The following is a 23204-nucleotide window of genomic DNA, read 5'->3' on the forward strand; positions in this document are numbered from 1 at the left end:
GCAACGCCGAGGGAGACCGTTTTAGGAGCAACCCTTCGGGCCGGGGTTCTACGCCCCTTCCCCGTCGTTCTGCGCCGCCTCACGGGCCATTCAGGCACGCTTCGGCGTCGCACGCCTAGGGGAGAGGGGCGCAGCCCCTCCGGCGCGGGCTTTCCAAAGTGCATGCCAGGCTCTAGGCTGTCCGGTACGCCTGGAAATCGGCCCACGCCGCCCGCATCGAGGCAAAGGCGAGGTCGGCGGGATTCACCTCGTCGATCGGGGTGAGTATGATTTCATCGACCTCGTCCCGGGGAGTGGCCGTCTGGAAGGATGCGACCCGCGCAAAGAAAAAGAGGTCGAGGACGGGATAGAGGATGCCCTTGTAGGGATAGAGATTGGAATGGGTGGCGAGGAAGTGGAGGCCCTCCAAGACGACTCCCGTTTCCTCCAGCACCTCGCGCCTCGCCGCTGCTTCGGCCCGTTCTCCCGCGTCGATGAAGCCTCCCGGCAGGCCGAGGCTTCCCTTGGCCGGTTCGTGCTGGCGGCGAATGAGGAGGAGCCGCTCTTCCCCATCGACGACGAAGACCGTCGCGGCAGTCGCGGGGTTGAAGTGGTAGACGAAGCCGCAGGCGGGACAGTCGAAGCGGTTGCCCTGCGTTTCAGGTTCCGCCGTCGCCGCGCAGCGCGGGCAATGGCGGAAGAGCGAGGCGGAGAGGGAAAGGAGGCTTTCGTTCATGGACGGGATAGGGTTTCCCGGAAGGCGGTCAGGGCGGTCCGCAACGGGAGGGCAATGGCCGGTTCGGCGAGCATCCCCGCCGCGTCGAGCCCCTTGTGGCAATCGAGGGCGATCAGCGGGGAGGCTGCCGGGACGATCCGGCCCATCATCACGGTGAGGGTCTCCGTCAGCGAGGCCTGGGCGTGGGTCGCCCGGGCGGAGGTGTTCAGGAGGGCGATCGGCTTGGCTTCGAGGTCGGTGGTGGCGACGAGCCAGTCGAGGGCGTTCTTCAGCACGCCGGGGACGCCGTGGGCATACTCGGGGCTCGAAATCAGGAGGCCGTCGGCGCGCCGGATCGCCTCGCGGAAGCGGGAGACCGGGGCAGGTTCGTCCTCCGCGTCGTCGGGATTGAAGGGGGGAAGGGTGGCGAGCCCCTCGTATGGGACGATCTCGATTCCCTCCAGCGTCGAGGCCACGGAAGCGGCGGCGCGAAGGAGCATCGTGTTCGAGGAACCCCTCCGCAGACTCCCGGAAATGGCGAGGATGCGGAGGGGCATGGGGGAAGGCCTACGCGATGGCGGCGCAGAGCTTGGCGACGAGATCCTCGATCTTCACCCGCTCCTGCTTCATCGAATCGCGGTAGCGGAGGGTGACGGTGTCGGGCAGGCCCGCGTATTCGCCTTCCTTCGCGCCTTCGAGGGTCTCGAAGTCGATCGTGATGCCGAAGGGGACGCCGACTTCGTCGATGCGGCGGTAGCGGCGGCCGATGGCGCCGCTCTCGTCGTAGAAGACCGCCATGTGGGGGCGGAGGAGGTCGGTGACGGCCTTCGCCTTCTCGACGAGGGCGGGCTTGTTCTTCAGGAGGGGGAAGATGCCGACCTTGATCGGGGCGATCCGGGGGGAGAAGCGCATGACGACGCGGATTTCCTCTACGCCCTTCTCGTCGACGGTCTTTTCCTCGTCGTAGGCCTCGCAGAGGACGGCCAGGAGGCAGCGGTCGGCCCCGGCGCTCGGCTCGACGACGTGGGGGATGAAGCGCTCCTTCGTCTCCTCATCGAAGTAGTCGAGGGACTTGCCGCTCGCGTTCTGGTGCTGCGTCAGGTCGTAATCGGTGCGGTAGGCGATGCCTTCCAGCTCCTGGATGCCGAAGGGGAACTCGTATTCGAGGTCGTAGGTCTTCTTCGAGTAGAAGGCACGGTCGCCGTCCGGAATGTCGAGGACGTGGATCTTCTTGCGCGGGATGCCGATCTCCTCGTACCAGCGGAGCCGGTCCTCGAGCCACTGGTCGACGAGGGCCATGCCCTGGTCGGGCTTACAGAAGTATTCGACCTCCATCTGCTCGAACTCGCGGGACCGGAAGATGAAGTTGCGGGGGTTGATCTCGTTGCGGAAGGCCTTGCCGATCTGGGCGATGCCGAAGGGGAGCTTCTTCCGGGAGACCTCGAGGACATTCTTGAACTGGACGAAGATCGCCTGGGCGGTCTCGGGCCGGAGGTAGGTCTTCGCCTCCTCGGTCGTGAAGGGGCCGACGTAGGTCTGGAAGAGGAGGTTGAACGCCCGGGGCGCGGTGAACTCCCCGCCGCACTCGGGGCAGGAGCCGGGTTTCTGGCCGGGCTTGTTCGGGGGGATCTGGTCGGCGCGGAAGCGGGACTGGCACTGCTTGCAGTCGACGAGGTCGTCGGAGAACTCCCGCTCGTGGCCGCTGGCCTGCCAGACGGCGCGGTTCATCAGGATCGAGCCGTCGAGGCCGACGATGTCGTCCCGGAAGCGGGTCATCGCCTTCCACCAGTGGTCCTTGATGTTGCGTTTCAGGTCGGCCCCGAGGGGGCCGTAGTCCCAGACGCCGTTGAGGCCCCCGTAGATTTCGGACGACTGAAAGATGAAGCCGCGACGCTTGCACAGCGCGACGATCTTTTCCATAAGCTGGTTTTCCGCCATAAAGAGGCGCTAGAGTAAGTGCCGCGTCCCGAAAATGGAAGAAACAAAACCAGAACCCCCGGAACAGCCGAAGCCCCCCGGGCCGCCGACGCCCGAAAAGGCGAAGGAGGAGCAGGGCTGCGACGGCGCGGTCAACGCGGTTTCCCAGGAAGTCCACGAGGTCGTCGACCACATGCTCCGCGCCGGGAAGGCGGCGGAGGAGGCGACGATCGCGGCGACCCGCCGGACGTGGAGCCGCCTCCAGAAGTTCCTCGCCGGGCTCGGCCTCTCCACCCTCGGCGTCATCGTCACGGCGATCCTCGTCGTGGTCCTCATCCTCCGCTTCTACGGCCTCCCGCCGCAGGTGAAGGCCTACGTGCTGAAGGAGCTGGAGGAGCGCGGCATCGCCGTCTCCTTCGACAAGCTCCTCCTCGACCCTACCGGCGCGATCCTCGCGGAGCGGCTCTCCGTCTTCCGCACCACGGAGCGGCAGGACCTCATCCTCCAGGTCGACCAGGTCCGCCTCGGCATCGCCTGGTTCTCCTGGTGGCGCGGCCAGCCGCTGCTCCAGAGCGCCACGGTCCGCAACGCGGCGGTCCACCTCCCCCTCACGCCCGACAGCACCGTGAACCTCACCCAGGTCAACGCCCGGGTCGACTGGACCCAGGGCGGGAAGGGGATCGTCATCCGGCAGGCCCAGGCCCGGCTCCTGAACCTCGAGTTCGACGTCCGGGGCTCGATCCTGATCGACGGACCCCTTCCCGTGCGGAAGTCGGCGGTCGACGCCTCGGCCCGGGAGCGGATCGACGCCCTCTGGCGGCAGGTCGTCGCCGTCGCCGACGACTTCGACACCCAGCGCCCCGTCCCCGTCCGCATCGACTTCGCCCTCGCCACCTCGACGCCGGAGAACGCCACCGTCCACGCCCTCGTCGCGACGAAGAACATCCGCTGGCGCGGCGTCCTCATCAACGAGGTCGAGGCCGGGGCCGACCTCCAGGACGGCGCGGCGACCCTTTCCGAATGCCGCGTGAAGCTGGCGCGCGGGGAATTCACCGCCTCGGGCGAGGCGAGCCTGAAGGACGCGACGGCGCGGCTCGAATTCTTCAGCAACCTCGACTTCACCCCGCTCGCCTCGGCCCTCTCCCCGAAGGTCGCGACCGTCGTCGGCCAGTTCCGCTTCGACGACCTCCCCGCCTTCAGCGGCCGGGCCTCGGCCTCGTGGAACGGCCCCCTGGCGCTCAACGTCCAGGCCGACGTCGATTGGGAGAACTTCTCCTGCGCCGGGATCTACTACGACCGCCTCGTCATCCCGCTCGCCTACGACGGGCAACGCTTCTTCATCCCCGAGGCCCGGCTGGAGCAGCGGAACGGCGGCCGAGGCACCCTCAGCCTCCTGTGGAACCGGGGCACGCCGCCCGCGCCGGGCGATACCGCCGCGAATGGCGGCACCAACGCTGCCGCCGCCGCCGTTTCCGTCGCTCCCTCGATCCGGGGCAAGGTCGATTCGACGCTCGATCCGACGGTCTTCTTCGGCCTCTTCGGCCCCGCCGCCGACGCCTTCCTCGGGAGCCTCTGGTTCGACGGGCAGAAGAGCGCCCCCGTCCTCGCGGCGACGCTGGAGGGGGCCTCGGCCGATTACAACGACTGGCTCGTCTCCGGCCAGCTGAAGGTCGGCAAGTGCGAGTACAAGAAGATCGCCATCGACTCCTTCGACGCCGCCTTCGCCTACCGGAACAAGGCGATCAACGTGAAGAGCTTCACTGTCCGGCGGAAGGAAGGAACCGCCACCGGCGCGGTGATCGACGACTTCGCCAACCGCATGGTGAAGATCCCCGGCATCACCTCGACGGTGACCATCCAGGAGGTCGCCCCCGCCCTCGGCGTGAAGTTCACCGGCTACGTCGCCCCCTATGTCTTCGACAAGCCGCCGAAGCTGAAGGTCTCCGGCACCGTCGACCTCAACGAGACCCGCCCGAAGCTCGACACCGACCTCACCATCGCCGTCGATTCCGACGCGACGCTCTTCTACAAGATCTACAAGATCCCGTTCCCGGTCGAGAAGACGAAGGCGACGATCCGCATCGTCGACCGGACCCTCGACCTGAAGCTCGACTCGGCCCGCCTCTTCGACGGCGGCCTCACCGGGACGATCCGCATCCTCCTGACCGAGGAGCAGGCCCTCGACACCGCCCTCCGCATCACCGACGGCGACTTCCACAAGGCGATGTACACTCTCTACAAGAGCGACAAGGAATCGGGTCGCCTCAACCTCCAGTTGAACCTCGCCGGGAAGCTCGGCGACATCTCCTCCTTCAAGGGCGGGGGCGCCTTCACCGTCGACGACGGCTACGTCCTCTCGATCCCGTTCCTCGGCGGCCTCTCGAACCTCGTCAGCTCGATCATCCCCGGCTTCGGCACCAGCAAGGCCGACCAGGGGAAGTGCAGCTTCACGATCACGAACGGCGTTCTCCACACCGACGACCTCTCCATCGCCAGCGCCTTCTTCAACGTCCTCGGCACCGGCGACGTCGACTTCGCGAAGAACGCCGTCTCCCTCGACATGCGGGTCAACCTCCGGGGCATCATGAGCTTCCTCGGCTACCCGCTGAGCAAGCTCTTCGAGTACCACGGGAGCGGCACGCTCGAGTCGCTCGATTGGAAGTCGAAAAACCTATGATCATTTTATGAGTTCACCTTCATCCTGGGAAAAAGCATTCAAGGGCCGCCTTTTCGGCGCCCACACCTCGACGGCGGGCGGCTTCGTCCGCGCCGTCGAGCGGGCCGTCGCCTGCCGCTTCACCGCCGCGCAGATCTTCGTCAAAAACAACAAGCAGTGGATGGCCCCGCCCATCGCCGCGGAGGACGCGAAGGCGTTCAAGGACGCGCAGCAGAAAGCGGGCCTCTTCGTCTGCGGCCACAGCGGCTACCTGATCAACCTCGGTTCCGGCGCGGACGAGATGATCGAGAAATCGACCGCCTCCCTCACGGCGGAACTCGAGCGGGCCGAGCTGCTCGGTCTTCCCTTCGTCGTCCATCATCCGGGAAGCCCGGGCAAGGATGGCGAGGAAGCGGGGCTGGAGCGGATCACCGCGCGGATGAAGGAAATCCTGAAGGCGACGAAAAAGGCGAAAGTCCGCGTCGCCCTCGAGTGCACCGCCGGGCAGGGCGGCCACCTCGGCTGGCGGCTCGAGCACCTCCGGGAACTGCTCTCCCGGATCGATGTTCCCGACCGCCTCGGCGTCTGCCTCGACACCGCCCACCTCTTCGCGGCCGGGTACGACCTCCGCACCCGCGCCGACTACGACAAGACCATGAAGGAGATCGAGACGGTGATCGGGACCGAGCGCGTCCTCTGCTTCCACCTGAACGACTCCAAAGTCCCCTTCAACTCCCGCAAGGACCGCCACGACAACCTCGGCGAGGGCGAAATCGGCCTCGACGCCTTCAAATGGCTCGTCGCCGATCCCCGCTGGAAGAAGACCCCCATGGTGCTCGAAACGCCGAAGGAAGAGGAGATGGCCGAAGACGTGGCGAACTGGGAGAAGCTGGTCCCGTTTGTGAAATAAAGACATGGGTTCGACTCTTTTCTACGTCGCTGCCGTTCTGCTTCTTCTTTGGACGGGCTGGACGCGTCTGCGCAAGGAAAGGCCGTGGAGCGGGTGGTTGTTGTCTTATCCGATTCTTGTTTCCGTTCTTTCCGGTCTATGGGTTGCGGGACAAGTCCGTGATTCCATTATCCGATCCACCTCGTCGACTGCTGCGGTCGGCTATGCGTTTCTTCCGATATGGGCGGGATCGGCAGCGATCATCGGATGGGTGGTGACGGCGGTTTTTCTGGAGGCATTGCTGGCCGCTCCTTGGCGCGGGCGCTGGAGTCATGCGGCCGGAATTTTGGCCGTCGCAGGGGCGGCGGCTCTCCTACTCTGCGGGTATCGTTTCCTGGAGTATAAGGACCGGGAAGCGTCACGCTTGGTCACGCTCGCGGCGGTCCAAGAGGCTCGCTCTTCCTCCCTTCAGCCAAACGATTTGAGTCGATTGCTCGGGCGAGCCAAGGCAACGCATGACTCGGATCTGATTCTCGCGCTGGCTGAAAATCCGGCCCTGACCAACGGCACGGCCAATCTGTTCATGTATGTGAGGGATGTTCCTGACAGCGATCCGAAGAAAATCCTCATTCTTCAGGCATTGGCGCGAAATCCCGCGACGCCGGAGTACTACTTGGAGCCTCTGACGAAAGATCGCAACCCGGCGATCAGAGATGCCGCGTTGGAAAGTCTGCGGCTGCGGAAGGGGCGGTAGGGCGTTCATGTCATGCTGAGGGAGGAAGCACCCTGGAGGGGTATCAGCCAGTAGTCGGTAGGCCGGAAGGGCGAAATTGAAGCTGGCGAAACCCCAAAAAAAGCTTACTTTACCCAATCATGAGCACCCCGAAGATCATCGCTTACCTGAAGCCCACCTGCGGCTGGAGCCAGGGCGTCCGCGCCGTCCTTTCCAAATACCACCTTCCCTACGAGGACAAGGACATCATCAACAACCCCGAAAACCGGGCCGAGATGATCGCCAAGAGCGGCCAGCCCCTCTCTCCCTGCGTCGAGATCGACGGCAAGATGCTCGCCGACATCAGCGGCGAGGAACTCGAAGCGTGGATGGTCGACAACAACCTCGTCGGCAAGAGTAGCGCCGACGCGGGCGTCCCCCTCAACCAGCCCTGCGCCCACGAGATGATCCCCGCCAGCGCCGCGGTGAAGATCAACTTCTAAGCGATCTTTTCTCACGAAAAAGCCGGACTGCCCTTGCGGGGAGTCCGGCTTTTTTGTCCCTTGATCCAGGGTCTAGGTTCGCTTCGCCATGACGTTCCCGTGGGAGAGGAGGACGACGACGTCGCCCCCCTCCAGGCGGTGGCTGCCGGGGGGGTGCTGGATCACGGTGCCGCCCGGCTGCCGCACGGCGAGGACGAGGCAATCGGACTCGATCCCCTGGAGGAGGCGCTGGACGGTCTTCCGGTCGTCGATGCCGTTCGGCTCGATGCGGTGCTCGATGATGTCGACGCCGAGTTCCTGGAGGTCGTTTTTCAGGTAGGGATTGGCTTCGCTGAGGATGCCGCCGAGGACGGGGCGGACGATGCTGTGGGCGATCTTCATGCCGCCGGTCAGGGCGGGAAGGATCACCTCGGTCGCCCCGGCCTGGCGGAGCTTCTTCTCGTTCGCCGGATCCTCGGCGCGGGCGATGATCCGCATGTCGGGCCGGACGTTGCGGGCGGTGAGGGTGATGAAGACGTTGACCATGTCGCTCGGCAGCACGGTGGCGAGGACGACGGCGCGCTCGACGTGGGCCTCCAGGAGGGTCTTTTCGTCGCCCGCGTCGCCCTCGAAGGCGAGCCAGCCGTGCTCGCGGGCCAGCTCGACGCGCTCCAGCTCCTTGTCGATGATGACGAAGGGGAAGTGGGCCGCCTTCAGCTCCTTCGCCAGCGTCTGCCCGATCCGGCCGTAGCCGCAGATGATGGCGTGGTCGTGGATGAGGCCGATTTCTTTGCTCTTTTGATGGTCTTTCATGGCTTTGCCTATTTCTCCTTCGGTGATGACTTGGATGAGCGCGCCGACGAAGTAGACGGCGCTCGCCGACCCCATGACGATGATCAGCATCGTCGTGATGCGGAGTTCCAGCGTGTCGATGGGATGGACTTCCTCGAAGCCGACGCCGAAGGTCGTGATGACGACCATGTAGAGGGCGTCGGAAAGGGACCACCCGTGATGGTGGTAGTAGGCGAGGGTCCCGAGGAGGACGACGCTGAGGAAGAGGCCGGCCCCGATGTAGAGTTTGGTGAGGCTTTTCACGGGGGATCTCTCCTGGGTTACTCGCAGCAGCCGGGAACCGATTCCCCGGTCCCGCGGACGACTTTCATCCGGTGCTCGAGCATCTTCTCCCCGTCGAACCGGAAGCGGCCCTCGAAGCGGTCCCCCTCGATGAGGAGGGGAAGCCAGAAGATGTCGTCGGCCCACATCTCGTGGAAGGGGAGATCGTCGAGCGGGTGCCAGAGCGGGATCGCCTCGTCGGTCTCGACCGGCTCCCCGCAGCTGGCCCCGTTTTTCCGGGCGTAGCCCCCGGCGCGAAAGACGGTGCAATGGAGCTGGAGCCCCGCGCCGACGCCGGTCTCGTTGACGAAGCGGAAGTGGAGGTCGCCCATCTCCCGGAGGTCGGTCGGGGTGACGCCGATTTCCTCCTCGGTTTCCCGGACGGCGGCGGCGAGGGGAGTCTCCCCGGGCTCGACCTTGCCGCCCGGCCCGTTGATCTTCCCGGCGCCGAGGCCGCGCAATTTCCGAATGAGAAGGATGCGCCCCGCATCGGCATCGACGATGAAGCAGAGGACGCAGCGGATTGCCTTCGAGGGATCGGTGAGGGGGACGGAGGCCATGCGGGGGGAGGGGGGGTGGCCGCAGGATAACGGTTCCCGAAAGGGGGGCAACCATCAAACGGCCTTGCTAGAAAGAAAACCGGAACTATCTTCTCGGGCATGCCCGCTTCCTCCTCCCCCGCCGTCCCTTCGCAGAAGGAACCGAGGGTCACCCTCCTCGCCTGGTTCCGGGACCGCTTCCTGGCGGGACTCTTCACCATCCTCCCCCTCGTCCTGACGTGGTGGCTGATCCAGTTCACCTACAACCTGATCAACGGTCCCGCCGACCGCTTCATCCGGCAGCTCGTCGCCGCCCATAAGCTGCCGGGCTCCGATTACTTCCTCGCCCACCACGGGGGGACGATCCCCGGCGCCGGGTTCGTCATCACGATCCTCCTGATCCTCCTGGTCGGGATCCTCGCGGGCCACTTCCTCGGCCGCCAGTTCCTCGGCGGGGTCGAGGCCCTCCTCCTCCGCATCCCCGTGGTGAAGGGGATCTACCAGTCCCTGCGCCAGGCGGTGCAGGCCGTGCAGCAGTTCGGCGGGGACGGCAAGGAACAACGCTTCCGGCAGGTCGTCTACGTGAAGCTCTCCGGCATGGGGGAGCTGAAGCTGATCGGCTTCGTCACCGGCCAGTTCATCGCGCTCGACGGCACGGTCCAGGCCTCGGTCTTCGTTCCCCACGCGCCGTCGCCGCTCTCGGGGCTCCTCTTCGTCATCCCGCAGGATCAGCTCATCCCCGCGCCCGACCTCACCGTCGAGCAGGCGATGAAGATGGTTCTCTCCCTCGGCCTGATCACCCCGGGATCAGAGGAGTCAGCGTCCCCAGCGCACTAAGGACCTGCTTCACCCCGATCCCCTCCAGGCAGGGGTGGCCCTCCCGGTTGCAGACCGGGAGGCGGCAGGGGGAGCAGGTCGGCGGCGGCTCCACCGTCAGGACCGTCCCCCGTTGCAACGCTCCCACGGCGGCCCACCGGGCCGGATCGGTCGTCCCCGAGAAAATCTGGACCGTCGGCGTCCCCGTCAGCCACGCGTAATGGGCGACGGCGGTATCGAGCGTCACCACCGCCGCCGCCCCGGCGAGGCGGGTCAGCGTCTCCCCGATCGTCTGGGGGATGAAGACCACGCTGTCGGGCAGGCCGCAGATCCGGGCCAGGTCGAGGGCGTTGCCGCTCCGGTCGGAGCCCGCGAGGATCGTCACCGTCCGCTTCCCCACCGAGGGCCGGAGATGGATGATCAGGTCGCGCCATTTCGGCTGGGACCACTCCTTTGCCGTCTGCCCGGCGAAGGGGGAGACGATGATCTCCCCCGAGATATCGGAGTCATGATGATGCAGCTCCGTCGGCATGAAGAGGGCGGGATCGCTCTCCCCCGTGATCCCCCATTCCCGGGGGAAACGGAGCGCCATCCGGTTTTTCTGATGGCCTTCGCCGAGGCTGTGTTTCTCGCTCAGGAGGAAATCGTATTTTCCCTGCAGGCCGGAGCGCCAGTCGCACCCGGCGGCGTAGAGCCAGATCTTCCCCCACGGATCATGGCGGGAGGAGGTCAGCTCGATCCCGTGCGTGTAGCCGCTGTACCGGAGGCCGAGGGCGGTGCGGAAGCCCGAGGCGGCGGGCTTCCGCGGGGGGAGCTGGGGAAAAGGGGTTGGATTCTGCGGCGTGCGGGGGAGGGGGAAGGGGGCCGGTACGCTTTGGGACGGCGTCGTCGGACGGGCGTAGCGGGAGTGCTCCACCTCGATCACCCGGGGGAACCAGGGGAGGATCTCCCCCCAGAAACCGTTCGGCCGCGAGGCGAGGATCGTGACGTTCTCCCGGCCGAAGCGCTCCACCACTTCCCAGATCACGGGAAGGGTGACGGCGAAGTCCCCGAGGTGGTCGGGCTTCACAATCAGGATCTTCGGTTTCTTCACCGGGAAAAGGTAGGGCCAAACCGCCATGAAGCCAAGGCCCCTCGGCGGCGTCATTGAAACTTTATGCTGGTTTAGCACTTGCCCCCTGATGCAGTATGTCCCTTCAAACCTTAACCAAAGGGATCGTAACGATCCCCCTCTGCGCTGAATGAAACAGCCTATTCACCTCATCACCTCAATCTGTATTGCCGCCTTGATGCTCACGCTCTCCGGCTGCAAGCAGGGAAAGAACGCCATCAACTCCGACGACAAGAAAATCAGCTACGGCATCGGCCTCGACCTCGGCCGCAAAGCGAAACAGGACGGCTTCACCGTCGATCCCGACGCCCTCGCGAACGGCGTCCGTGACGGCCTCTCCGACACGAAGAAGCAGGCCTTCGAGGACAAGGACATCGAAGCCGCGATGATGGCGAAGCAGAAGGAACTCATGGCCCAGCGCGAAGAGAAGGCGAAGACCGCCGGTGCCTCCAACGGCAAGGCCGGCGAAGACTACCTCGCCGCCAACGCGAAGAAGGACGGCGTGAAGGTCACCGCCAGCGGCCTCCAGTACAAGGTCATCAAGGCCGGTCCCGCCGGCGGCAAGAAGCCCCTGGCGACGAGCGAAGTCACGGTCAACTACCGCGGCACCCTCCTCGACGGCACCGAGTTCGACAGCTCCTACAAGCGGAACGAGCCCGCGACCTTCCCCCTGAACCGCGTCATCCCCGGCTGGACCGAAGGCGTCCAGCTCATGACCGAAGGCTCGACCTACGAGTTCGTCATCCCCGCCGCGCTGGCCTACGGCGCGCAGGGTGCCGGCCCGATCGCCCCCAACTCGACCCTGATCTTCCAGGTCGAGCTGATCAAGGTGAAGTAACCGAGATCACGCGACAGCAAAAAGCCGTCTCCCGGAAGGGAGGCGGCTTTTTTCGTTTCGGGGTGTTGGGTGGGGGGAGCGGCCCGTTGGGGCTTGCGGGGTCAACCCGGTACAGCTGGAGGCGATCCGCTTTATAGCCCAAGAGGGGCTTCGCCCCTCCTGGAACCTCCTGTTCTGAGGGCCTGAACTAGGCGGACGCGCTTTGGCGGCGCCTTGTCTCCGAACTGTTTTAAAATCGGCTGCTTCCTGGAGCGTCCGAGGGTACGAACTATAGGGAGAGACGGGGTCAATACGCCCAGATTCCTATTGGGAGATCGAGCCGCTTTGGTTCCGCCAGCCTCCGGACGCGCTCGCCCGCTCGCCTTAAAACTCGATCGTTCCGTCCGCGTACGTCCCGGGCGGGACCGTTTTCTCTTCCCCGGACGCGTTCACGAACGTCACGTCGCCCACGATCTCGATTCCTTGCGAAAAGCGGAGCAGCCCCTGCACGCGGAGGCTGCGGCACTTCTTCAGCGACGGAGCGCGGCTCCCGAAGAGGTCGGTCAGCTGGTCGGTGAAGCGGTAGTGGGCGGGATCGAGCTCGATGAACGGGCCTTCCTCGCTGCCGGAGATTTCCTTGCGATCGGCGCGGAGCCGCAGGCTCGCGTCGGGGGTCACCTCGTAGGCGTCGGAGCGGAGGCCGAGGAGATCGTTCGTCGTCTTCACCGGGAGGAAGCGGGTGCGCGGCACCTCGATCGCCATCGCGCCGGGGAACGACTCGATCGCCGCGCCCATCGCGGTCTCCAGCTGGATGACCTTCGGCGTGTTCTTGTCGCGGGGATCGAGGGTCTTCGCGTTGAAGATCGCGGGGAGCGGGATCACCCCGTTCTGCCGGTCGAGTTCCTTCTTCAACTGGTGGAGGTTGATCCAGAGATTGTTCGTGTTGAAGTAGCGGTGGCGCTCGATGTTCTGGAAGGTGTCCATGTCCTCGGCGGGGCACTGGGCGCTCTCCCGCAGCCGGAGGTGGCCGCTTTCCTTGTCCCGGCAGAGGTGGCCGCCCTTCTTGTCGGCATGGGTCCGGTGGGTCACCTCCATCATGAAGGGGCAGCCGAGGGAGGAGAACTGGTCGAGGATCGCCGTGTCGAGGGTCGCGCCGAGGTTGTCCGAGTTCGAGACGAAGAGATAGCGGATCTCCCGCGCCAGCAGGGCGTCGAGCTTCCCGCCGCCGACGAGGACGGAGTAGAGGTCCCCGTGGCCCGGGGGACACCATTCCAGCTCCGGCTCGGCGGGCCACGAGGCGGGGGCGAGGGTCTCGGCGAGAACCTTCGGCACCTTGTTCTGGATCATCTCCCAATCGGCGTCGGTCCCGAGGCTGGGATAGCAGCGGGCGATGAGGTTCCGGGTCTCCTCGCTCGTCGTGAAGCTGTCCATCAGGAGGAACTCGATCGGGCCGTGGACCTCGCGGAGATGGAGGACCTGGCGGCAGATGAGGTCGAGGAAGGAGAGACCGTCCTTCAGGGTCAGGAGCGACTTGGCCCCGTTCATCCCCATCGAGGTGCCGAGGCCGCCGTTGAGCTTCAGGAGGCAGGTATGGGAGAGGAGTTTTTTCGTCCGCTTCGCCCCCGGACCCTGGGTGCCGACGACGGGAAGGGAGGCGACGGCCTCGATCGACGCTTCGGCGATCTTGCCCGTCTCGCCCGAGGACAATTGATGGAAGGAGCGCTCGAAGGCGGCGATGGCGGCCGGGGAGATCCCGGCAGCGGCCATCTTGTCGGCGAAGGACTGGAATGAGGGAGGGGCCGTACCCTCGGGGGCGCTCGTCATCAGGAAGGGGTACAGAGGGGGGGAGGTGAAGTCGAGCGGATAACGCGTGATTAAGTAAAATGTACTACAGGCCCGGCTGAAGGCAAAAGAAGGAGATCGGATGCTTAACAGGGGAGATCGTCCGGGCCGGGGGCCTAAAATCGGGGGGAATCCCGATTAACGGCTTTGAAAATGACGGGTTACGGGGAAAGTGGGAATGATCGGCGCGAAAATGAATTCTGGAATCCTCCCTTTCTGTCGCGCCATGCTGGTGGCCTCCCTCTCCTTCCTCCCCTGCCTTCCCATGTTTAGCCAAGAATCCCCCGGCAATGCTTCCGCCGCCCCCGCCCCGTCCGACGACGAGGCCCTCCTCGCCCCGATCCGGGCGCTGAAGATCGAGGGGGCGATCACGCAGCTCACGCACGACGTCTCCCCGACGATGACGACGCCGGACGGGAAAATCCACGATCACCTGGTCCCGCGGACCATCGTGAATCTCGTCCTCACCCCCGCCCCAGGTTCCCATATCAACGTCGAGCTGTGGCTGCCCGACGCCGCGAAATGGAACGGCATCCTCGTCGGCAACGGCAACGGCGGGGCGGCGGGCAACATCAATCCGATGTCGCTCGCCTGGGGGCCGGGCCAGGGCTATGCCATGGTGACGACCGACATGGGGACCGCGCCGAACTCCGACTCGGGCGTCGGGAACCCCGAGGTCTGGAAGGACTTCGGCTTCCGCGCCACCCACCTCATGACGGTCGTCGCGAAGCAGATCGTCGCCGCCTATTACGGGAAGGGGCCGACCTATTCCTATTTTGTCGGCGGCTCCACCGGCGGGCAGCAGGGGCTCCAGGAGGCGCAGCGTTATCCCGAGGACTACGACGGGATCGTCGCCAATGTCCCGGCCCATTGCCGCACTCCGCTGCACGCCTACTTCCTGTGGAACTACCAGATCCTCCACAAATGCCCTTTCACCGAGTCGCAGGAGAAAAGCGTCGTCGCCGCGGGGAACGAATACATGGCCCCTCGGGAGGCGCCCGCCGTCGCGGGGAAATTCGTCTCCGATCCGCGCGGCGATGCCAAGGACACCGAGGCGGTGATCGCCCTCGCCCTGAAGAACGACCCGACCCTGACGCCCGCCCATGCCGAGGCGCTCCGCAAGCTCTTCGCCGGGCCGACGAATTCCCTCACGGGGGAGCGCATCTTCGACGGCCTTCCCATCGGCGCCTCCTTCGCGGGCGCGACGGGGAATCTCTACCTCTTCAAGTGGGCCTTGGGCGCGAAGAAGCCGCTGGAGGAGATCGATTTCGGCCACGACTTCGACACCTACACCCGACTCCTCGGTCCCTATCTCAACGCGGAGAATCCCGATCTCAGCCGATTCGAGGCGCGGGGCGGAAAGCTGGTCATGATGGCCGGTTCCTTCGACGCCTGCGTCCCCTATCACGTCTCGATCGATTACTACGAGCGGGTGATCGAGCGTCTCGGCGGGCTCGAGAAGGTCCAGTCGTTCTTCAAGTTCTACCTCATCCCCGGCATGGGCCATAGCGGGGGGCCGGGAATCCAGCAAGCGCCCAACATGTTGGAGGCCCTCCGGGCATGGCGGGAGAAGGGGACCGCGCCCGAGGCGCTCCGCGGCGTCCGCCAGGAGGAGGGGAAGACGGTGCTCGAGCTGCCGCTCTACCCCTATCCCCGGAAGGCCGCCTGGGATGCCGCCTCGGCCAGCTTCAAGCCGGTGGAGGGGCCGCGCGGCGGCGTCGGTCGCGTCTCGGACGCGGCCCTGCCCCCCGCCGCCGAATAGGCGCGCCCGGGTCTTCCCCCGAAAACAAAATGCCCGCCGGGAGGCCGGCGGGCATTTCGAGGGATCAGGAATCGCGCAGGAGGAGGCGCAGGTCCTTACTTCGCCGCGGGGGCGTCGCTGCCGGGACCGCCAGGACCGCCGGGGCCGCCCGGGCCGCCGTGGGGCTTCATCGCCTTGAACTTCTCGAGCTGGGCGGGGGTGAGGATCGCCTGGATCTTCGGCAGATCGGCGTCGCGGAGGGCCTTCATCTGGGTCTTCTTTTCCTCGTCGGTTAGGGAGGTGTTCTCGCGGATCGCCTTGCCCGAGGTGTGTTCGGCCTCGAAGATCACCTTGAGCTTCGCGACCTGGTCGTCGGTGAGGGAGAGATCCTTCTGCATCCGTTCGAGCATGTGGCCGCCGCCATGATGCTCGCCTTCACCGGGAGGGGGAGGGGTGCCGGCTGCGGGAGCGGCGTCGGCGGCCTTGGCCGAGCCGGTGAACGAGGCGACGGCGAGGATCATCAGTCCCGCGCCGAGGTGGCGAATCGATTTGAGTGTGGATTTCATGGTGTGGGTTTCGGGTTGGTTGGACAAAGTGCTTCGGTGAGCGTTAACAAGCCAGATGCGCGAGAGGGGCATGCGGTTACAATAATTTTCATTTTCAGGGTGTTTTCGTGGGCGCGCCTCTGTTTTTCACTGGTGATCGGGGGGCGGTTTGACATTCTGGCGGGGTGAACGGCTCCCATCTCGACGATTTCCTCCGGTTTCTCTCCTTCCCCAGCGTCTCGGCCGATTCGGCCCCGGCCTACCGGCAAGGGGTGAAGGAATGCTCCGAATGGCTGGCCGGCCGGCTCCGGGCGGCGGGCCTCGTTCCCGAGATCCACGAGACGCCCGGCAACCCGATCGTCGTCGCCCGGAACGCCCACGCGGCGGGCCTCCCCACCGTCCTCATCTACGGCCACTACGACGTCCAGCCCGTCGATCCCCTCGCGCTCTGGCACCACCCTCCCTTCGAGCCCCATGTCGAAAACGGCATCGTGACGGCGCGCGGCTCCGCCGACAACAAGGGGCAGATCCTCGCCCACATCCTCGGCGTCGAGGAAGGGCTGAAGGAAGGGAACGGGAAACTCCCCGTGAACCTCATCTTCCTCATCGAAGGGGAGGAGGAAATCGGGAGCCCGAACCTCGCCCCCTTCCTCGAAGCCCATAAGGAAGCCTTCCGCTGCGACGGCGTCGTCATCTCCGACAGCCCGATGATCGCCCCCGGAGTCCCGACCCTCACCTACGGCCTCCGGGGCGTCGCCGCCATGGAAGTCTCCGTCTACGGCCCGGCCAAGGATCTCCATTCCGGCATGTACGGCGGCGCGGTCGAGAACCCCGTCACCGTCCTCGCCCGCCTCGTCGCCTCCCTCCACCAGGCCGACGGCTCCGTCGCCGTCCCTGGCTTCTACGACGGCGTCGAGCCCGTCGCGGCCTGGGAACGCGAGGAGTGGGCGAAGCTCCCCTTCGGCGCGGCGGAGCTCCTCGCCGCCAGCGGCGCCCCCGCCCTCGGCGGGGAGAACCATCTCGGCGTCCACGAGCGGCTCTGGGCCCGCCCCACCGCCGAGGTCAACGGCCTCTACGGCGGCTACCAGGGCGAGGGCTCGAAGACCGTCCTTCCCGCCGAGGCCCACGCGAAGCTCACCTTCCGCCTCGTCCCCGGCCAGGACTCCGCCTCGGTCCTCGCCGCCGTCGAGGCCCACCTCCGGGCGAAGGCCCCCGGGAGCGTCCGCCTCGTCGTCACCCCCGGCCATGCCGGGGAGGCCTACGTCACCTCGCCAATCACCGGCTGGGGGGCGGCGGCCCAGTCGGCCCTCCGGATCGCCTTCCCCGGAAAGGAGATCGCCCTGACCCGGGAAGGGGGGAGCATCCCCATCGTCGGCGACTTCCGCCGCATCCTCGGCGTCGATACCCTCCTCCTCGGCCTCTGCCTTCCCGATTGCAACGCCCATTCGCCCAACGAAACCTTCCCCCTCGCCAACCTCGAGGCCGGGATCCGGCTGAACCGGGCCCTCCTCCCCGAATTGGGGGCGATCGGGGGAGGAAAACCCCCTATAAAATAAGGTATTGCCATTTCCCCCGAAGCCGATAGGCTCGCCCCTCCTCATTTTTAACAAGGTAGAACTCTTATGGCCAAGACCATCTCATTGAAAGCCAGCACGCGCACCCAGTTGGGCCGCAACGCGATCAAATCCCTCCGCAAGTCGGGCGTCATCCCCGGCGTCATTTACGGCAAGAAGGGAACCCACCCCGTTTCCATCGACAAGAAGGAACTCAAGGAAGCCCTCCACGGCGTCTCCAGCGAGAACGTCCTCGTCGATCTCCAGTTCGCCTCCGAAGGCAAGACGGAAGCGAAGTTCGTCTTCCTCCAGGAAGTCCAGCACGACTTCCTCCTGAACGTCATCACCCACGTCGATCTCCACGAGATCGCCGCCGATGAGGAACTCCACGTCGACGTCCCCGTCCTCGAAGTCGGCGAAGCCCCCGGCGTCACCGTCGCCGGCGGCCTCCTCGACACCGTCCTCCGCCGCCTCCACGTCGCCTGTCTCCCGAAGAACCTGCCGGAGAACATCGTCGTCGACGTCTCGAAGCTCGAAGTCGGCCAGGCCATCCACGTCGGCGACATCGAGCTCCCCGCCGGTGTCCGCGTCCTGAACCCGAAGGACCAGATCATCGTCGTCGTCCACGCCCCGAAGACCGAGGAAGAAGCCAAGGCCGCCGAAGGCACCGCCGACGCCGCCAAGGAACCCGAAGTCATCAAGGAAAAGAAGGTCGACCCCGCCGCGGCCGCCGCCGACCCCAAGGCCAAGGACGCGAAGAAGAAGTAATTCTTCTCCCTCCGGTTCCTTCAAGAAATCTCCCCGTGCCTCTGGCCGGGGAGATTTTTTTTGGCTAGATTCCCTTCCGGCAACCCATGTCCGAATCCTCCTTCCAGTACCGCCTCGTCGTCGGCCTCGGCAATCCCGGGAAAGAATACGACGGCACCCGCCACAACATCGGCTTCGCCGTCCTCGACAGCCTGGTCTCCGGTTTCACCCGGGACACGAAGGGCCCCTCCGACGTCGCCCGGGATGGGGAGATCCGCTACGTCAAGCCCCGGACCTACATGAACCTGAGCGGCAACGCCGTCCTCTCCTGGCTCTCCTGGCTGAAGCTGCGCCCCTCCGACCTCCTCGTCGTCGTCGACGACTTCGCCCTCCCCCTTGGCGAGGTCCGCCTCCGGGAGCGGGGGAGCCACGGAGGCCACAACGGCCTCCGCTCCATCGAGACCGTCCTAGGAACCCGGGAATACGCCCGCGTCCGGTGCGGCATCGGCCCGGTGCCGGAGCGGTGGGCCGTCGAGGACTTCGTCCTCGCCCGGTTCACCCCCGAGGAGCGGGAAAAGACCGCCAAATTGACGGCGACGGCCGCCGATGCGATTCAGTATTGCCAGAGCAGGGGGATTTCGCTAGCAATGACCTCCTTCAACGGAAAAACGGACTGATATAAGATACAGCCCTTTTCCGAAAGATTTACAAAAACCGCAGCACTAGAAAGAAGTAATCAGATGAGCAATCGCTACGACGGCCTCTACATCCTTGATGGCCAGCAGAAAGACGCCAAAGACGACCCGATCAAGGCCACCCTTGACCTGATCGAAAAGGAAATCACCACCCTCGGTGGCACGATCCTCGGCACCCAGAAGATGGACCGCCGCCGCTTCGAGCGCATCGCCGACGACAAGGTCGACTCCGGCTTCTACGTCAACATCCAGTTCAGCCTCGCCCCCGCGAAGCTCGCCTCCCTCCAGGCGAAGCTCAAGCTGACCAAGGGTGTCTTCCGCCAGTTCTATCTCAAGGCCAAGGCCGAAGCGGCCGTCGCCTAAGTTGGAATTCGCCTCAGTCCTCCCTCCCAACGCCCCACGACGCCCTTCCCATGGCCGACCTCAATAAAGTCCTGCTCATCGGGAACCTGACCCGCGATCCCGAGATCCGCTACACCCCGAAGGGGACCGCCGTCGGCGACCTCGCCATCGCGATCAACAGCACCTACAAGACGCAGGACGGGCAGACCAAGGACGAGGTTTGCTACGTCGACATCGTCGCGTGGGGCCGTCAGGCCGAGACCTGCAAGGAGTTCCTCCAGAAGGGGGCCCCGATCCTCGTCGACGGACGCCTCCAGCTCGACCAGTGGGAGACCAAGGAAGGCGAGAAGAAGAGCCGCCTCCGCGTCCGCGCCGAGCGCATCCAGTTCCTCGGCCGCCCGAAGGGCGAGGGGCAGGGTGGCGGCGGCGGCGCGCCTTCCTCCTCCGGTGGCGGCTATCGCCGTCCCGAAGGCGGTGCGCCCTCTTCCTCCTCCTCCCGCCCCCCCGCGTCGGAACCCCCGCACCATCCCGCGGACGACTTCCACGACTCGCACCCGGACGACGACGTTCCGTTCTAGGACGGCAGCGATCGAGAAAAGCCGAACGGGGAACCGTTCGGTTTTTTCGTTTCTATCCCCCGATTGGGATTAGTTGACGATTAGATTTGACGACGCCCCGATTTTTGGGAAAGTAACTCCCCTCCATTTTTACGAAGGAATATTATGCCCGTTGAAGTCCTGCTGAAGAACAAAATTGATAAATTGGGTGCCGAAGCCGACGTCGTGTCGGTCCGCCCCGGTTACGCCCGGAATTTCCTCGTCCCCCAGGGGCACGCGGTCCTCGCCACGTCGGCCACCAAGCGCCAGATCGAGCAGCTCCGCCAGAAGCGCGCCGCCCGTGAGGCCGCCGAGATGAACGCGGCCCAGGAAGTCGCCGGCAAGCTGAACAAGCTGAAGCTCGCCTTCGTCCTCACCGCCGGCCAGGGCCAGGACAAGGTCTTCGGCTCCGTCACCGCCCACGACATCATCGAGAAGCTCAAGAGCGAAGGCTACGAGGTCGACCGCAAGGCCCTCAAGCTCGAGAAGGCCATCAAGGAAACCGGCGACCATGAAGTCATCGTCGCCCTCCACTCCGAGGTCCAGGCCAAGCTCAAGATCAATGTTTCCGTCCCCGCCGCCGAAGTTTCCGAAGAGGAAGAGGGCAAGGGCAAGAAGGGCTTCGCCCGGAAGACCAAGAAGTCGTCCGAGTAAGTTTTGACGCTTTTCTAAGAAAAATCCCGGCGGGGCCCGAAAGCCTCCCGGGATTTTTTTTGATCCATCCCCATCGGGGACTTCGGGTTAACGGAATAGGACGGCGAAACGACGTACTTTCCCTTGACGAAATCGAGGTTGGTCAGCAGTCTCCCACGAGCCACACCCGGTCGGGTGGGCAAACCTAGGATACGATAACGTGAACAATATCAGGCATAAAGAGCAGCTTTTACAGCGTATTAGCGTAAAAAGCGGATCGCTTCTTTTTCTCTCCCTTTCTTTGAGCCTTCTTCTGGCCGCCGCTCCGTTCCGGGCGCTGGCGCAGACGCCTGCTCCCGCTCCGGGCGTGACGCCCGCGCCCGCGGCGATGCCTGCCCCCGCCGCGCAGCAGCAGGAACTCAACGTTCCCCAGGTCTCCGATTCCGAAAAGAAAACCGTCGATTCGACCGGCGCGCTGAAGCAGAAGGAATACGGCCCCACCGTCAAGGAAGTCGAAGTCGTCTACTTCAACGGCCAGCCCTCGGTCAACAAGACCGTCATCCTCTCCAACATGCGGACCACGGTCGGCCAGCCCTACTCGCCCGCCGCCGTCGAGGAAGACGTCAAGAACCTCTACGCCACCGGCCTCTTCGTCAACCTCCGCATCACCGACGAGCCCATGGGTGACGGCGTCAAGGTCGTCATCGTCGTCCAGCCGAAGCCCCTCATCAAGGACGTCGTCTTCATCGGCAACTCCAAGGTGAAGCAGAGCCGCCTCCGCAAGGAAGCGAAGACCAAGGTCGGCGAGCCCCTCAGCGAGCACCAGGTCGCCGAGGACCAGCAGAAGATCCGCGAATACTACCTTTCCAAGGGCTTCAATAACATCCAGGTCACCTACAAGATCGACGTGAACGAGGAGGCGAACCGCGCCGTCGTCACCTTCACCGTCAACGAAGGGGACAAGTCGTTCATCCGCGAGGTCGACTTCAAGGGGAACACCGCCTTCACTGAGAAGGAACTCCGCAAGATCTTCAAGAAGACCAAGAAGAAGAACTGGCTCTCCTTCATCAACAAGTCGGGCCTCTACAAGGACGACGAGTTCAAGGAAGACCTCGACAAGCTCAAGGAATTCTACCAGAACCACGGCTACATCGACTTCGAGGTCAAGGACACCCAGGTGACCTACCCCGAGTCGGGCGACATCCACATCGCCATCACGATCTTCGAGGGCATCCAATACAAGGTCGGCAAGCTCGAGCTCGACGGCGAGACCGTCTACGACGAGAAGACCGTCCGCAAGGCGCTCACCATGAGCGAGGGCGGCGTCTTCTCCCCGAAGGGCCTCGACGACAACGAAAAGGCGATCCGCGACCTCTACGGCAAGAAGGGCTACATCGACACCGAGATCAAGGTCGAGCGCACCGCCAATGTCGAGAGCGCCCAGATCGACCTCAATTACCACCTCGCCGAAGGGGCCCAGACCTACGTCGACAAGATCGTCATCCAGGGCAACACGACGACGAAGGACAAGGTCATCCGCCGCGAAATCGCCGTCGCCCCGGGCGAGGTCTACGACAGCGTCCGCGTCGACGCCAGCAAGAAGCGCCTCGAGAACATCGGCTACTTCGAGAAGGTCGACATCACCCCCGAGGACACCTCGGTCCCGAATCGCCGGAACATGGTCATCAATGTCTCCGAAAAGAAGACCGGCAGCGTCACCTTCGGCATCGGCTTCAGCTCCGTCGACAGCCTCCTCGGCTTCGTCGAGCTGCAGCAGGGCAACTTCGACATCGCCAACTTCCCGAACTTCACCGGCGGCGGCCAGAAGTTCCGGAGCCGCGTCCAGTATGGCTTGACCCGCAAGGATCTCACCATGAGCGTCGTCGAGCCCTGGTTCCTCGACAAGCCGCTCTCCCTCGGCTTCGACATCTTCGCCCACCAGCTGACGAACAACTACCAGACCAACCTCTGGGGCACCGACAACTACGGCGCCTCCGTCTACCTCGCGAAGCAGCTGACCCCCTTCTGGACGGCCTCGATCAAGTATCAGCTCCAGCAGACCAGCCTTTACGACTTCGACGCCTCCGTCCCCGTCTACCTGCCCGGCCTCTACCAGGAGCGCGGCACCCGGTCGGAGAGCGGCGTCACCGGCACCCTCACCTACGACACCCGCGACAGCGTCTTCCTGACCCGCCACGGTGAGAAGGTCTCCTTCTCCGCCATGGGCGCGGGCGGCCCGCTCTGGGGCCAGACGAACATCTATTCGATGAACGTCACGGCGACGAAGTGGTTCCTCCTCCCCTACGACCTCATCTTCTCGGTGAACGGCGGGACGGGCGTCGTGAACCGCTACGGCGGCTCCGATCGCGTGCCGATCTACGAGCGGCTCTTCCTCGGCGGTTCCCGCAGCGTCCGCGGCTTCGACAACCAGCAGGTCGGCCCGAAGTACGACACGGGCGAGCCCGCGGGCGGTCTGACCGACGGCTACGCCAACTTCGAGTTGACCTTCCCCATCATCGACCGCGTCCGCGGCGCCGTCTTCTACGACGCCGGGTTCGTCGACGCGAAATACGGGGAGTTCACCCACATCGGCGGCGACTACAATTCCGCCGTCGGCATCGGCCTCCGCCTCAATCTCCCCATCGGTCCCCTTCGCTTCGACTACGGTGTCCCTCTGAAGCATGACCAGTGGAATGGCGGCAGCGGCAAGTTTGCCTTTGACGTCGGCTACCAGTTCTAACAGAGTCTGGAACCCGGTCGCAGG

At 65.0% G+C, this 23204-nt stretch carries 22 protein-coding genes; 14 read left to right on the forward strand and 8 right to left on the reverse strand.

Going from position 1 to position 23204, the window contains the following annotated elements; translation table 11 throughout:
- Positions 1 to 172: 172 nt before the first annotated feature.
- Genes BLU04_RS09575 through BLU04_RS09585 form a run of 3 tightly spaced genes read right to left on the reverse strand, consistent with a single transcriptional unit; the run spans position 173 to position 2632 of the window.
- Positions 173 to 715 carry an NUDIX domain-containing protein gene (locus BLU04_RS09575; protein ID WP_093285157.1) on the reverse strand — a complete coding sequence of 181 codons (543 nt, stop codon included), beginning with the start codon at positions 713 to 715 and terminating at the stop codon, positions 173 to 175.
- On the reverse strand, positions 712 to 1251 hold the full coding sequence (locus BLU04_RS09580; RefSeq protein WP_093285159.1) for an NADPH-dependent FMN reductase: 540 nt from the start codon (positions 1249 to 1251) through the stop codon (positions 712 to 714). The genes BLU04_RS09575 and BLU04_RS09580 overlap by 4 nt, the downstream gene beginning before the upstream one ends.
- A gap of 10 nt (positions 1252 to 1261) precedes the next feature.
- Entirely contained in the window at positions 1262 to 2632 is a 1371-nt protein-coding gene (locus BLU04_RS09585; RefSeq protein WP_093285162.1) for a glycine--tRNA ligase, read from the reverse strand.
- 34 nt (positions 2633 to 2666) lie between these two features.
- Between BLU04_RS09585 and BLU04_RS09590 the strand changes: the two genes are divergently transcribed.
- From BLU04_RS09590 to BLU04_RS09605, 4 genes are all read left to right on the forward strand, one after another.
- Positions 2667 to 5288 (forward strand): AsmA-like C-terminal region-containing protein, encoded by a 2622-nt coding sequence (locus BLU04_RS09590; RefSeq protein WP_093285165.1) that lies wholly within the window; start codon positions 2667 to 2669, stop codon positions 5286 to 5288.
- A gap of 7 nt (positions 5289 to 5295) precedes the next feature.
- Positions 5296 to 6177 (forward strand): deoxyribonuclease IV, encoded by an 882-nt coding sequence (locus tag BLU04_RS09595; RefSeq protein ID WP_093285167.1) that lies wholly within the window; start codon positions 5296 to 5298, stop codon positions 6175 to 6177.
- A 4-nt stretch (positions 6178 to 6181) separates the two neighbouring features.
- Complete coding sequence (locus BLU04_RS09600) at positions 6182 to 6910, forward strand: hypothetical protein (protein WP_093285170.1); 729 nt, start codon at positions 6182 to 6184, stop codon at positions 6908 to 6910.
- Between the two features lie 119 nt (positions 6911 to 7029).
- A complete protein-coding gene (locus tag BLU04_RS09605; protein WP_093285172.1) occupies positions 7030 to 7371 on the forward strand; it encodes a glutaredoxin in 342 nt (113 codons plus the stop codon).
- 72 nt (positions 7372 to 7443) lie between these two features.
- On the opposite strand, the gene BLU04_RS09610 is transcribed toward BLU04_RS09605, so the two are convergent.
- Both BLU04_RS09610 and BLU04_RS09615 read right to left on the reverse strand, forming a co-directional pair.
- Positions 7444 to 8445 carry a potassium channel family protein gene (locus tag BLU04_RS09610; RefSeq protein WP_162274667.1) on the reverse strand — a complete coding sequence of 334 codons (1002 nt, stop codon included), beginning with the start codon at positions 8443 to 8445 and terminating at the stop codon, positions 7444 to 7446.
- A 17-nt stretch (positions 8446 to 8462) separates the two neighbouring features.
- Positions 8463 to 9023 carry an 8-oxo-dGTP diphosphatase gene (locus BLU04_RS09615; RefSeq protein WP_093285177.1) on the reverse strand — a complete coding sequence of 187 codons (561 nt, stop codon included), beginning with the start codon at positions 9021 to 9023 and terminating at the stop codon, positions 8463 to 8465.
- A 99-nt stretch (positions 9024 to 9122) separates the two neighbouring features.
- Here BLU04_RS09615 and BLU04_RS09620 point away from each other — a divergent pair, with 99 nt between their 5' ends.
- Positions 9123 to 9839 carry a DUF502 domain-containing protein gene (locus BLU04_RS09620; protein WP_093285180.1) on the forward strand — a complete coding sequence of 239 codons (717 nt, stop codon included), beginning with the start codon at positions 9123 to 9125 and terminating at the stop codon, positions 9837 to 9839.
- Here the strand turns inward: BLU04_RS09620 and BLU04_RS09625 are convergent.
- Positions 9799 to 10938: a glycosyltransferase family 9 protein gene (locus BLU04_RS09625; RefSeq protein ID WP_162274668.1), complete on the reverse strand. Its 1140-nt coding sequence runs from the start codon at positions 10936 to 10938 to the stop codon at positions 9799 to 9801. The genes BLU04_RS09620 and BLU04_RS09625 overlap by 41 nt on opposite strands.
- A gap of 121 nt (positions 10939 to 11059) precedes the next feature.
- On the opposite strand from BLU04_RS09625, the gene BLU04_RS09630 reads away from it, so the two are divergent.
- Positions 11060 to 11767: an FKBP-type peptidyl-prolyl cis-trans isomerase gene (locus BLU04_RS09630; protein ID WP_093285185.1), complete on the forward strand. Its 708-nt coding sequence runs from the start codon at positions 11060 to 11062 to the stop codon at positions 11765 to 11767.
- A gap of 363 nt (positions 11768 to 12130) precedes the next feature.
- Here the strand turns inward: BLU04_RS09630 and BLU04_RS09635 are convergent, their stop codons facing one another.
- Positions 12131 to 13570: a UTP--glucose-1-phosphate uridylyltransferase gene (locus tag BLU04_RS09635; protein ID WP_093285188.1), complete on the reverse strand. Its 1440-nt coding sequence runs from the start codon at positions 13568 to 13570 to the stop codon at positions 12131 to 12133.
- A gap of 244 nt (positions 13571 to 13814) precedes the next feature.
- On the opposite strand from BLU04_RS09635, the gene BLU04_RS09640 reads away from it, so the two are divergent.
- Entirely contained in the window at positions 13815 to 15350 is a 1536-nt protein-coding gene (locus tag BLU04_RS09640) for a tannase/feruloyl esterase family alpha/beta hydrolase (protein WP_157895251.1), read from the forward strand.
- Between the two features lie 95 nt (positions 15351 to 15445).
- Here the strand turns inward: BLU04_RS09640 and BLU04_RS09645 are convergent, their stop codons facing one another.
- Positions 15446 to 15895, reverse strand: a complete 450-nt coding sequence (locus BLU04_RS09645) for a hypothetical protein (protein WP_093285194.1) — start codon at positions 15893 to 15895, stop codon at positions 15446 to 15448.
- A 164-nt stretch (positions 15896 to 16059) separates the two neighbouring features.
- Between BLU04_RS09645 and BLU04_RS09650 the strand changes: the two genes are divergently transcribed.
- From BLU04_RS09650 to bamA, 7 genes are all read left to right on the forward strand, one after another.
- Positions 16060 to 17430 (forward strand): dipeptidase, encoded by a 1371-nt coding sequence (locus BLU04_RS09650; RefSeq protein WP_093285196.1) that lies wholly within the window; start codon positions 16060 to 16062, stop codon positions 17428 to 17430.
- 66 nt (positions 17431 to 17496) lie between these two features.
- Entirely contained in the window at positions 17497 to 18195 is a 699-nt protein-coding gene (locus BLU04_RS09655; protein ID WP_093285199.1) for a 50S ribosomal protein L25, read from the forward strand.
- 86 nt (positions 18196 to 18281) lie between these two features.
- Complete coding sequence (pth, locus tag BLU04_RS09660; RefSeq protein ID WP_093285202.1) at positions 18282 to 18851, forward strand: aminoacyl-tRNA hydrolase; 570 nt, start codon at positions 18282 to 18284, stop codon at positions 18849 to 18851.
- A gap of 63 nt (positions 18852 to 18914) precedes the next feature.
- On the forward strand, positions 18915 to 19232 hold the full coding sequence (locus tag BLU04_RS09665; protein ID WP_093285205.1) for a 30S ribosomal protein S6: 318 nt from the start codon (positions 18915 to 18917) through the stop codon (positions 19230 to 19232).
- A gap of 50 nt (positions 19233 to 19282) precedes the next feature.
- Positions 19283 to 19789, forward strand: a complete 507-nt coding sequence (gene ssb / locus BLU04_RS09670) for a single-stranded DNA-binding protein (RefSeq protein ID WP_093285208.1) — start codon at positions 19283 to 19285, stop codon at positions 19787 to 19789.
- Positions 19790 to 19933: 144 nt separating this feature from the next.
- A complete protein-coding gene (gene rplI / locus BLU04_RS09675) occupies positions 19934 to 20461 on the forward strand; it encodes a 50S ribosomal protein L9 (RefSeq protein ID WP_197672930.1) in 528 nt (175 codons plus the stop codon).
- A 280-nt stretch (positions 20462 to 20741) separates the two neighbouring features.
- A complete protein-coding gene (bamA, locus tag BLU04_RS09680; RefSeq protein ID WP_197672931.1) occupies positions 20742 to 23180 on the forward strand; it encodes an outer membrane protein assembly factor BamA in 2439 nt (812 codons plus the stop codon).
- The last annotated feature ends 24 nt before the right edge of the window (positions 23181 to 23204 follow it).

Source organism: Verrucomicrobium sp. GAS474, from assembly GCF_900105685.1.
Taxonomy (GTDB): domain Bacteria; phylum Verrucomicrobiota; class Verrucomicrobiia; order Methylacidiphilales; family GAS474; genus GAS474.